The 12125-nt window shown below is 41.1% G+C and carries 11 protein-coding genes; 3 read left to right on the forward strand and 8 right to left on the reverse strand.

The genetic code is table 11. From position 1 onward, the window contains the following. The first annotated feature begins 356 nt into the window (after window positions 1-356). Window positions 357-1151, forward strand: coding sequence for an enoyl-CoA hydratase/isomerase family protein (locus V1L66_RS11780; RefSeq protein WP_312124398.1), 795 nt, complete (start codon window positions 357-359; stop codon window positions 1149-1151). Window positions 1152-1198: 47 nt separating this feature from the next. Here V1L66_RS11780 and V1L66_RS11785 read toward each other — a convergent pair whose 3' ends face one another. Next, a complete protein-coding gene (locus V1L66_RS11785) occupies window positions 1199-2014 on the reverse strand; it encodes an ATP-binding protein (RefSeq protein WP_312124397.1) in 816 nt (271 codons plus the stop codon). Further along, complete coding sequence (locus V1L66_RS11790) at window positions 1944-2909, reverse strand: aminoglycoside 6-adenylyltransferase (protein ID WP_333004073.1); 966 nt, start codon at window positions 2907-2909, stop codon at window positions 1944-1946. The genes V1L66_RS11785 and V1L66_RS11790 overlap by 71 nt, the downstream gene beginning before the upstream one ends. Before the next feature lie 232 nt (window positions 2910-3141). Here V1L66_RS11790 and V1L66_RS11795 point away from each other — a divergent pair, with 232 nt between their 5' ends. After that, window positions 3142-4317, forward strand: coding sequence for an aminotransferase class I/II-fold pyridoxal phosphate-dependent enzyme (locus V1L66_RS11795; protein ID WP_016992684.1), 1176 nt, complete (start codon window positions 3142-3144; stop codon window positions 4315-4317). Between the two features lie 55 nt (window positions 4318-4372). Here V1L66_RS11795 and V1L66_RS11800 read toward each other — a convergent pair whose 3' ends face one another. From V1L66_RS11800 to V1L66_RS11810, 3 genes are all read right to left on the reverse strand, one after another. Next, window positions 4373-4738 (reverse strand): cupin domain-containing protein, encoded by a 366-nt coding sequence (locus V1L66_RS11800; RefSeq protein ID WP_016992685.1) that lies wholly within the window; start codon window positions 4736-4738, stop codon window positions 4373-4375. A gap of 97 nt (window positions 4739-4835) precedes the next feature. Then, on the reverse strand, window positions 4836-6035 hold the full coding sequence (locus V1L66_RS11805) for an AI-2E family transporter (RefSeq protein ID WP_016992686.1): 1200 nt from the start codon (window positions 6033-6035) through the stop codon (window positions 4836-4838). A gap of 64 nt (window positions 6036-6099) precedes the next feature. Continuing rightward, window positions 6100-7050, reverse strand: coding sequence for an LCP family protein (locus V1L66_RS11810; RefSeq protein ID WP_016992687.1), 951 nt, complete (start codon window positions 7048-7050; stop codon window positions 6100-6102). A 174-nt stretch (window positions 7051-7224) separates the two neighbouring features. Between V1L66_RS11810 and msrA the strand changes: the two genes are divergently transcribed. Beyond that, entirely contained in the window at window positions 7225-7746 is a 522-nt protein-coding gene (msrA, locus tag V1L66_RS11815; RefSeq protein ID WP_081977511.1) for a peptide-methionine (S)-S-oxide reductase MsrA, read from the forward strand. 62 nt (window positions 7747-7808) lie between these two features. On the opposite strand, the gene recQ is transcribed toward msrA, so the two are convergent. From recQ to V1L66_RS11830, 3 genes are all read right to left on the reverse strand, one after another. Further along, window positions 7809-9581: a DNA helicase RecQ gene (recQ, locus tag V1L66_RS11820; RefSeq protein WP_333004077.1), complete on the reverse strand. Its 1773-nt coding sequence runs from the start codon at window positions 9579-9581 to the stop codon at window positions 7809-7811. Window positions 9582-9588: 7 nt separating this feature from the next. Continuing rightward, window positions 9589-10692: a hypothetical protein gene (locus V1L66_RS11825; RefSeq protein WP_333004078.1), complete on the reverse strand. Its 1104-nt coding sequence runs from the start codon at window positions 10690-10692 to the stop codon at window positions 9589-9591. A gap of 248 nt (window positions 10693-10940) precedes the next feature. Further along, complete coding sequence (locus V1L66_RS11830; RefSeq protein WP_333004079.1) at window positions 10941-12122, reverse strand: MFS transporter; 1182 nt, start codon at window positions 12120-12122, stop codon at window positions 10941-10943. Window positions 12123-12125: the final 3 nt, after the last annotated feature.

A 12125-nucleotide genomic window follows, 5' to 3' on the forward strand; every position in this document is an offset into this window, starting at 1 on the left:
TTGTTTACTTTGCGTGAGTTATTTATATTTTACTATATTTTGGGTGCGTAGGTTTAATTTCATTTTATTATATTGTAATGTCGGATAATCTGTAGTTTCATAACATAAACCCGCTTCTACCATTTAAATGCCCCTTACATAATGAAGAAACATATGTTCCGAAAGTAGTTTCTCATAATTTTTGCTTTCTTACAATAGTAAATTCCGCTCCCCTGTTGTAGTACAATAAATGCTTACTATTCCCTACATTCTTGTATAACAACGCAATTTTATGTGAAAATTCGTATCATTTCGTGTTTATCGTTGATTGTGTTATATAATAAAGGTAGACACTAACATGTAGGAGGCTTTCCGATATGCAAGTAAAAACGACTCGACTGGAAGCAGAAGATGCGAAAATTATTTATCAAGAAACAGCTGGACTAGCGATAATTACGATTCATCGACCACAAGCAAAAAATGCATTAACCGCAAACATGTGGGATCAATTAGCCAAGATTGCCCTACAAGTATTAGATAATCCGAAAAATAAAGTACTAATTTTACGGGGCTCTGGCCAAAACTTTACAGCGGGTTCCGATATTAAAGAGTTCAATGCCATTTCTCTTGAACAAGCTGAAGAAGCCTTTGTACATATGGAAAAAACCATTTCTACCATTGAGCGTCTCCCAATTCCAACGATTGGCGTCATCAATGGGCCTGCGATGGGTGCTGGCTTGGAATTAGCCTTGGCCTGCGATATCCGCATTGGCTCGGACAAGGCCAAGCTCGGTATTCCTGTCGGTAAATTAGGAATCACCTTAAACAACAAATTTGCACAGCGTTTAGTCCAGCTCGTTGGCCCTGCCACAACCAAGGATTTAGTCTTTACAGGACGAATGTTTAAAGCAGAGGAAGCCTTCAAGCTTGGAATGCTTAACTACCTAGTAGCTGAAAAAGATTTAAATAAATACATGATTCGAATGGGTAAGCTTGTTGCAGGAATGTCGCCTGAATCCTTACTTGCCGTGAAGCAATCTGTTCAAGAATGTCTCGATAGTGCGCCGACCTTATGGCAAGGCTCTTCACCATTTGTAGGCAGTGATTTCGCGGAGGGTTGTCGTGCCTTTGTGGAAAAACGCCAGCCACGGTTCACCCGCCAACCAAAGTAAAAAACAGGTACTCTTAACGCCAACGTGCGAGCAGAGTACCTGTTTTTTTACGCTTTTTTCTTTTGCAAAGCCGTTTTCACATGTACATGAATAGCATCTAATTCATAGCCAAAATGTAGATAAAAGTCTTGCTGCACAGCTTGTTGTAATGCCAATAAACGTGCTGCTAGTGGATAATCGATCGGTAGCTTTACCTGAATAGTGAGGATAGCTTGAACCTGATCTCCTAGCACAAATTGTGCCTGCTCCACCTTTTGTACAATTGCTTGTTGGCTACAGCAGTATGTCAGTAGCTGTACATAAACATGCTTGCTGATTTCTATATATTCCCGCTGAAAATCAGGGCGTACAATTGTCGTTTCTCCGATTTTTTCACGTTTCGATGAAAAAATCTCCATGCCCTTTTGCACCAATCGTTTAAAGAAATTTTGCTCCACTTGTCTATATGGAATTGGCATAACATGCTTACCCTGTGTTTGACGGATAAAGCGTGCTTTTTGAATTTCTTTTAATGAACGGACATCTTCTACATTATAATAGTGTTCAATCGGACCTAGCTCTAGCTGCTTGGCAATACTATTCGTCATTTTAGTCGATGTACCTATCAGTAAAATAGACTGTACCTGATGATGAGCTAGCGCCTTTTGGACAGCCTCACGATGAACAGGATCTGTAAAAATGGCGCGTCGTACAGCGGTAATTGTATTTTTTTCAAATTTTGCAGAAACGCCTGCAACCCTGACACCATTCACAATGAGTAATCCATCATCAACAATGGCCTCCACCCCTAATTTATGGGCAAAGGCCAGCGCACTTGTACTTTTGCCTGTGCCACTTGGTCCACTTAATGAATAAACCTTCACTGCCCTCTTCCCCCTTACAATATCGTTTTGCATCTGGTGGTAATGTACGTACATGCTTCAAATAGGCTGACATATGAGCATCATCCTCGTGAGGGTACGCGAACTGAAAGTGATGGGCTACCTCCTTTGCGATACTTCGAAAGAGTGTGCATGCCTCAAACAGGGCATTCCACATGTTAGCATAATCAGCGTCGGCATAGGTTTTTACGTACAATGCCCAATAATTAGCTGGCACATAGTTTTTTAAATACTTCCCCATTTTGCCTGTAGATATCTGATAATGATAGTGCTGACCAATCCACCAATTAAGCATTTGATGCAAGGACTGCCTTGTCGTTTCCTCAAACATTTGCTTGGCATATGGGAGTTCGTCTCGCCAAATGCCCTTGGCTACATTTTGTAAACACCACCAAAAATCATTCGTACAGCTAGCAAATTGCCCCACAGTTGGTGGACTAATATGATAGTCACAATCTGAGGATGGAGAGATAGGTGGCAAAAGCTGATCTTTATCGAGTAAAGGGACGGTCAGCTTGTCTTGCCCATACTCATCTAGCATAGCTTGTATCGATAATAAGCGAAGGTCAATGCGATGCCCATCCTTCAGTAGCATTAAATATGTATAGCTATAAGTAAAGTCTTTGTCCAAGCCAAGCCCCTTATCCAATCGATCAGGCTCCTGCACCATCAGCCGCTCACCAAATACGTGAATCCATTTATCATCTTGTAAGAAAGAGGCTATGTCTGTTACGACATACACAACATCAAAATCTTGAAACATATCCCTTGGAACATTCGGATTTGCTCTTGAGCCATTTAGGTAAACAGCACGAATTCTAGTGTCCTGTTGTGCAGTGGCCAGAATTAAATCATACATTTCTTGCTCTGTTCTCATAAGGCTCCCCCCACCTGAAAAGCTTTATACTCAGTATAATACACTTTCCTCTTTGAAGGAATTTATAGTAGCTTCTCCCAATAGTAGAAAATCTTTTTTCGCTAGTCTATGCACACATCCTCTTCATTATATAAATATTTTCTTTTTTCAGAATATCTGTCCCTTTCTGCGCTTCAGTATGATAAAATGTGAACTACTATTCTGTTATACAACTACAAGGAGTGTACTAGTTTTGAAAATCGTACCATCTAAAAAAATGTCATTATTTACACCAGCAATTTTCGGAGATTTGAAAAATTTTGCTCGAGAACAGCAAGCAAAGGGCATGACCTTAATTGACTTAAGCTTAGGCAGCCCTGATCTTCCTCCACATGCCAAAATACGTGAGCATCTTTCCTATCGTGCAGGTTTAGCTGAATCTTACGGCTATACACTGACTGGCACACAGCGTTTTTATGACGCAGTAAGTCGCTACTATAAGCGTCGTAGTAATGTTGATTTAGATCCCGCAACAGAAATTATTCAAACCATTGGATCACAAGAAGGCTTAGTCCATTTGCCCATCGCCTTTTGTGATCCAGGAGACATCGTCTTATCCACAAACCCAGCTTATGTAGCATATGACGCAGGGATTCACTTAGCTGGCGCAACACCTTATTACATGCCTCAAACAGCCGACAACGATTATTTACCTGATTTAGACGCTGTACCAGAAGAAATTGCACAGAAAGCAAAGCTATTGATTTTAAACTTACCAGGAAATCCTGTACCAGCGATGCCGTCATTAGCATACTTTGAAAAAGTCATCGCCTTTGCTAAAAAGTATAATATCATCGTCCTCCATGATGCAGCCTATTCAGAGTTCTATTTTACAGGAGATGGCCCTATTAGCTTCCTAGCTGCACCAGGAGCAAAAGAGGTCGGTATGGAGATTAACTCCCTCTCTAAAAGCTTTAGTCTTGCTGGTACACGTATTGCCTATATCGCAGGAAATGCAGAAATGATCGCTGTTATTAAGCAATTAAAATCAAATTTAGATTTCGGTATTTTCGAGCCTATTCAGGATGCGGCTGTCGTCGCACTGGATAACGCTGAGGAAATTACGGAAAGCTTACGTGCCACTTTCTCTGAGCGCCATAAAACGCTAATGAATGGCTTACAAGCTTTAGGCTGGGAAGCAGCACCCTCTGATGGTGGAATGTTCGTATGGGCTAAATATCCCTATGCTATCGATTGCACAGAATTAGCCTTTCAATTGATTGAACAAGTAGGCGTTGTCACAGTTCCAGGAACCGTATTTGGTACAGCTGGACAAGGCTATTTACGTTTAGCATTAGTCCAACCAAAGGAACTTCTGCAAGAAGCCGTGGATCGCTTAGCAAAAGTACAGTTATTAGCAAAGCAATAATTAGTCAATGTAAAAACCCTTCTAACATTTAGTTGGAAGGGTTTTTCTATGATAGTTAAATCCACACATCATTTTCAGCGGTAAGTGCTGATTGCTCCTCACCTGTATTCACGACACCCATTGGCTCTACAAGCAGAATTTTACACTCCGAAGCAGCAAAGGGTTTATGTTCCACATTGCGAGGAACCACAAACATCTCTCCTGCGTGCAAGCTTACCTGGCCATCTCGGAATTCGATGATTAAATGCCCCTCAAGGACAATAAACACCTCATCCGTATCCTCATGCTTATGCCAAACAAAATCCCCCTGAACTTTAACGAGTTTGAATTGATAATCGTTCATTTCAGCAATGACCTTTGGAGACCAATGCTCTTGAAATTTAGCCAATTTCTCTTGAAAATTGATCGGTATGTATGCCATTTCCTTTCTCCCTTGTTTTAGCTCTACTAATAGAATAGCATAATGCGATTTTCCACAGCAAAAAACAGCTACTGCGTTGCTAGCAGTAGCTGTTTTGTTAGATATCATATTTTTGATGAACGTCATCTTCGTAGCGGTTATAGCGCTGCTTAAAGAGCTTGAATAAATGCGTGACAAGTACCTTAAAGATCGCATAGCCAGGAATCCCTAAAATAACACCTGGGACACCAAATAACGAGCCTGCCGTTAATAGCACAAAGATAATCGTAATTGGATGAATACTGAGTGATTTCCCCATAATTTGCGGAGAAATGAACTTTCCTTCGATTAACTGAACGATTGTCCATACAATCGCTAGCTTAATCAGCATCAATGGGGATGTAACAAGAGCGATAATGACTGCTGGTGTGATCGCAATAACGGGTCCTAAATAGGGCACCACACTTGTAATCATCGCAAGGAAGCCGAGCAATAAAGCATACTTCATGCCAATAATTAAGAAGCCAATCGTCACCATTGCTCCAATACACATGGATACTAAAATCTGTCCCTGTATGTACGAACTAATTTGCTTGTCCATGTCATGGAAAATCTCAGTTACCTCTTTACGCATACGTGGCGGGCACACTTTCAGCATAAATTTCGGTAATTTTTCGCCCTCTTTTAGTAAATAAAACAGGATGAATGGCACCGTTACAAGTGATAGCACAATACCTGTTAACGTTGATAGGAAGCCCGTAATACCAGATGCCACACCCTGCGCTACATTGGTAGCCATATCCTTCACTGTTTTTACCATATCTGTTGTGAAGTTATTCAAAACTTCATCAAAATTAAAACTAATTTTATCTAAGTACTCATTAAAACGTGAATGATTCAGGAATTCTACAATGTTTTGCGTAAATGCCATGAAGTACTCTGGGAATTCCTGTGCTAAATTAGTGAACTGATCGCGTAAAAATGGATAGACTAGCACCACAAGTAATGTAATGACACCAATGACCGCAATATAGAGGATTAAAATACCCCATATCCTTGGGATACGCCATCGTACTAGAATCGCCAGCAATGGGCGTAATAAATAGTAACCAATGACGGCTAGTACCCCAGGTAAAATGACTACTTCAAATAAAACTTGTAGCGGGGTAAAGATAAAGGAAACTTGATTAAACATAAAAATAACACATGCCACCAGTAATAAAATCACCAGTGTAAATAATAGGTTTCTACCACCTAAAAAACGAATAAACTTGGTTGCTAACAGGCTTGAACGCTCTTTTGGTCTCTCTTTTTCCATATATCCACCCCAATCCAAATGCTCTACCTTTATATTACAGGATAATGCTGGTTTTTGCGAAACATCACTCTAGTGAAATACCTAAAAAATCACTTAAAAAGGCTTTGTTTTGCTCTACATCGATGACAATGGAATCGCCCGCATGGCTAAAGTTTTGGAATCGATAGCTCCCCTCGATAGGGATGGTTGCTTTCTCAATGTTTACCTTGCCCTTTGATAGCAATTTTAGCACTTGCTGCATTTCCTCAGTAGATGAATAATCTGTTGTGATATAGCCCTGTGCCGCACCAACAAATTTTGGTAAATGCAGCATATTCGAAGGTGTTAATAACTCTGTTTTTAATGCTTCAATTACTTTTTGCTGACGTGCAACACGCCCAAAATCGCCTTCTGCATCATGACGGAAACGCGCATAGCCTAGTAGCTCCTGACCATTTAAACGATGAACACCTTGCTTTAACTCTACCCCAATATTTTCAGACATATCCTTTTCAACATCCATTTCCACACCATTTGGTGCTAAAATATCCACTAATGATTCAAAGTTTTTAAAATCAATCAGTGCATAATGATGGATCGGTAGGCCAAACATATTTGTCAATGTATCCTTTAATAGCTGAACACCGTCTAGGTAGTAGGCTGTATTAAGCTTATAGGATTGATAGCCTGGTATATCCGCGTAAATATCACGCATAAAGGATACGAGTTTAATATCGTTATTTGCTTTATTCCAGGATAATACCATCATTGTATCGGTACGTGATTTTTCCTCTCCACGTGTATCGACCCCTAAAATCAAATAGTTTTCGATATCCCCTTTGATGCTATCACCAGTAAAATCCTCCTGTGCTACTTTCGTGTCATTGGCTAGCTCTAGTCCACTGCGATATTGCATGACCGAATAGCCGACAATCACAATGATACACAATAGTAATAGTGTAAAAAATGCTCTCCCTTTACGTAATCGACGCTTTTTAGGACGTTGGGAGCGTCTTGTATAATCTTGCTCTTCCATAACAACTAACTCCTCTATTTTGATATAGTTAATGTAACGATTGATTAGCTAGAAAGTTTCATTTTAAAAAGGATCTATTCCATGTTTTTCTATCTAAACGTTATTTTACACCCATTTGCACAGTTTGGCGTAAAACAATGCTATAATATTTTCACAAAAGAAAGGATGATTCAAATGATAGAAAAAGCGACATTTGCTGGTGGCTGTTTTTGGTGTATGGTCAAGCCATTCGTCGAGTGGGACGGTATACATAAAGTCACTTCAGGCTATATGGGTGGCCACCTAGAAAACCCAACCTATGAAGATGTCAAAAAAGGAACGTCAGGTCATTTAGAAGTAGTGGAAATCGAATTCGACCCTGCTATTTTTAGTTATGAGCAGCTCCTTGATATTTATTGGATGCAAATTGACCCGACGGATGCGTATGGACAATTCCATGACCGTGGCGAATCCTATACAACCGCAATCTTTACCTATACAGATGAGCAAAAGCAAATCGCAGAGGCCTCGAAAGAAAAGCTTGCCAATAGCGGACGCTTTGATAAACCTATTGTAACCAAAATTCGCAATGCTGAACGCTTCTATCCAGCAGAGGACTATCATCAGGATTATTATAAAAAAGAGGCAGCACACTATCAGCAAGACCGTGCCGTTTCTGGGCGAGATACATTCATTGCGAAGCATTGGGAAAAATAATAAAGAAAGAGGGGTCTCACAAGTTGGAGACACCTCTTTTCTATGCGATGGCAACAAATTTATTAAACGGAGGCCTCTAAAAACGATTGTAGTGCGTCAAAGAAGCGTTGACCATACTTCTCAAATTTTACTTCGCCTATACCACTCACCTGTCGTAAATCCTCCAATACGGTTGGTCTTTTATCACATAGATCACGCAATGTTTTATCGGAAAATACAACAAATGGCGGTACTTTTTCCTCATCAGCAATCTCTTTGCGTAATACCCGTAAGTGTTCGAATAATGGATCATTATCCACCAGCTTCTTCACTGTGACAGCTTCCTTCCGCATGACCTGTCGATTGCCAAGTAGCACTTCCTTGCCTTCAGCTGATACATAAATTGTTGGGAATGTACCGTGCTTCACGGCCAGCAAGCCCTCTGCAATTAAAAATTCGATAAAGTTGGAGACATCCTTTGAGGCATATTGTCCTTTTAAAATGCCATAGGTCGATAAACGGGCAAAGCCAAATTCAGCTATTTTTTGATTTTTAGAGCCAATTAACACTTGTGCCACCATGGTCTTACCGAATTTTTGTCCCATACGCACAACACAGGCCAGCACCTTTTGCGCATCCTCTGTCACATCTGTCACTGCTCGCCCGTCAATACAGTTACTACAACGCCCACATGGCTCCTCCTCTACTTCTCCAAAATACGCTAAAATCGCATTCTGTAAGCAGCCCTCTGTATGGCAATAATCGACCATTGTTTGTAGTTTAGCTAGCTCCTGTGTAATACGTGCCTCATCCTGTGACTGTTCGATAAGAAAACGCTGTGTTTGAACGTCCCCTGAAGCATACAGTAAAATGCAGGCACTTGGCAGACCATCTCGGCCAGCACGTCCCGCTTCCTGGTAATAGCTCTCCATATTACGAGGCATTTGATAATGCAACACAAAGCGCACATTACTTTTATCAATCCCCATACCAAAAGCATTCGTTGCCACCATGATACGTGCCTCATCTTTTAAAAACCGCTCCTGCTCAGCCATCCGCAAGCTCTCTGATAGACCTGCATGATATTTCGCAACGGCTTCACCAGAGCGGCTCAGCACATCATAAATGGCGTCCACCGCTTTTCGTGTAGCTGCATAAATGATGCCCACTTCCTGTTTATTTTGTTGTACATAATTTTTTACATACCGTTCTTTATTTTCACCAATTAACACCGAAAGTGCCAAATTCTCACGTGAAAAGCCTGTCATGACCGTTGCCTGCTCATCAATCGCTAACAATTGACGAATATCATCACAAACCGTTGGCGTTGCCGTGGCTGTCAGCGCTAAAACAGTGGGCTTTTGTGGCCATAGCGTAAAAAGCTTGTGGATCGAACGATAGCTTGGTCTAAAATCATGCCCCCATTGCGATATACAATGGGCCTCATCCACCGCAAGTAATGGGACAGATAAATACGACAATGCTTGAAGAAACGTCGTACTTTCCAGTCGTTCAGGTGCAATATAGAGGAGCTTTAAATAACCTGCACGAGCAAGCTGCATGGTTTCATCCACTTCCTGTGCTGTCAGCGTACTATTGATATAGGCTGCTGGAATATTCGCTGTACGTAAAGCCTCCACCTGATCTTGCATCAGTGAAATCAGAGGCGAAATCACGATGGTTAACCCCTCAAGCATTAACGCTGGAATTTGATAGCAAATGGATTTCCCTCCACCTGTTGGCATGACACAAAGACTTGACTGCCCTCGTAATGTTTGTTCAATAATTTGGGCTTGTCCTTGGCGAAAGGTATCATAGCCAAAATGATGCTGTAGCATTTGTCTAGCTTGCTCCATGCAAAATTCACTCCTTGTTTGTGAGACCAAGTAGCTTGTACTCGCCCTGTTCATTTTTTTCTAACTCATACACCATATTGGAGTAGGCAAGTGCCTCCTGTCCAGCAGCATTCGTTAGGATATATTCCGTTTTAGCCTGTACGATAAGACGCTGTCCCTCTACACGAATTGCCTGAATATCCGTGTCGGAGAAATGAATTTTGGCTTGCTTGGAAGCATAATAGGCAACCATACTAGCCAAGGTTTCTTGTATAGCCTCTGTGCCGACAATCGATTTCATCACACTTGCATCCTGAGTTGTCACTGCCCCCTTTAAATACTTGTGAAACGTATCTAAAAATAGCTTAATTTCATCGGTATTATATGCAAATACATTTTCTCCATATTGTTCGATTGCTTGCTGTACAGCTTCTTTATCCCCTTGTTCAATATAGGGGTACAAGTTTTTCGATTGGGAAAGTCGTACATTGGCTGTCATGCCCTCTTCAATCCATTCATCAATGGATGCTTGGAATTCCTTTATAGGCAATATGTATGGCTGGGATTCTCCTTGCTGTTGTCGATTAAAATATAGACCGACAATGGCGCCATTTTCAGCCTCCATAACAGGGCTTCCTAGAGGTATCGATTGTTCTGCTTCTATATAATAAGCCGCAACTTTATCTTGGTATTTTTGAATCGTATAGGGTAAGCCATTCACATAAACAGCTAGCTGATTGAGCTCACCATCATATAGCTTGGGCACTTGCACATCCGCTTGATAGGTTACTCGTAACAGGGCCATATTATAGGCGGTTGACATAACATGAATAGTTGCTGCTACCAGCTTGTCCTGACCAAATTGAACAAGGGCAGTTGGTTTGGATGCCACTAGTGCGCCATTCGTTAAAATATACAGTTGATCATCCTGTTGTCTGATAATAATGCCTGCTCCAACACCATGCTCTCCAATCACTTTGACCTCTGGGACAATTTTTTCCTGTTGCTTCGTCACAGCTCCCTCTGTTTCCACCTCTGCCTTTTTATTTTGAAACCATCCTGTCCCTATTTGACTGTCGCAGCCTGCTACAAGAAAAGCTGTCGCTCCTAAAATGAGCACTTTTTTATACATACCTTCACCAAAACTTTCTTTTCTACATTCTCTCTTCTCTATCATAATCAAGGACTAGTAATGTTTCAAGTTTACATAATATTATTATAAGTTAATTAATATTAGAAAAATGTAGCAACTACCCTAAAGTCATTTCTTTCTACCCATTAATATTGGTGAAAGACGAAATTTGCTATGAGGATGGAAGGATATCATACCCACAAAATAATTTTCACATAAAAAGACATGTGCAACCTGACACATGTCTCTTACAATGATTTTTTCCTTAATAGTCCTGTCGTTACTAGAATGCCGAGCATTAATAGTACAAAGATCAGATACGTCCATATATGGTTGCTAGTTAGGTCATAGCAAACGCCTATTAGAATGGGGATAATGGCACTTACCATAAAGCCTCCTGCCAACACCATAGATGACCAACTAGTGGCCTCCTGATCATTTTTGGCTTCATCAAGAGGCAACAATAGGCCGATTGGAAACAGCCCACTTAACACAATACCAATTAATAAAACAGCCAGCCATAGGTAAATACCTGTTGTCAGCCACAGCAGCATAAATCCTATCACGCCAACAAAGCTTAACACTAGTAGCCATGCCATTCGACTGGGCCATTTTTCCATGAACATTGGTACCGCCATATTCCCTATCATTTGTACAATCGACATAATGGTCAGCATGGTACTTGCTGCCTCTAATGACAGGCCTTTATCCTGCAATAGCGGTGTAAGCCATGACATGATTGAGAAAAAAAGTGATGTTTGTAAACCAAAGTACAGTAAGATTACCCAGGCACGTCTAGATGTCCACGGATTACGGACATCTTCTGACGCAGTTACTTGGTGTAGCTGCTCGTTGTGTTCGGATGGAATTGCCGCTAGCCAGATAGCGAGAGCAACTATCGCAAGGATTGACCACATACCAAGGGCGATTGTCCAGCTATTACTGAAACTCTGATAAAAAGTCACGGTTAAGGCTGCACTTAAAGTAGCCCCTACGCCTATACCGAATGAATAGATACCGACTACTGTCGTAAAGCGTTCTGGAAACTTTTTCTTAATATAAGCATTTAGAATAGGACCAATCATTGCAATCGCTAAGCCTGCCGCAAAGCTTGTCACGATGAGCAAGAGATAGCTTGCTTGGAAAAAGCGTAGCCCATTCGCGACGACCAGGATAGCCACTAAAAGGGTGATAGCTGATTTCGTGCCCATTTTTCGCTGAAGCGGGACAGCCAATGGAGCAAATAATCCCATACAAAAAACGGGAATCGCTGTGAGAAAGCTCATGCTTGTATTCGAGACATGTAAGGATGTCATGAGGATGTTAAAAAGAGGTCCTATTCCCGTGACGGCTGGTCTCATATTAAGTGCAACAAAAAATATACTAATGACTACGAAGGTGAGTGAAATGGTCCATTGTTTTTTAGCCATTTG

The organism is Lysinibacillus sp. IITD104, from assembly GCF_036698265.2.
Classification (GTDB): domain Bacteria; phylum Bacillota; class Bacilli; order Bacillales_A; family Planococcaceae; genus Lysinibacillus; species Lysinibacillus boronitolerans.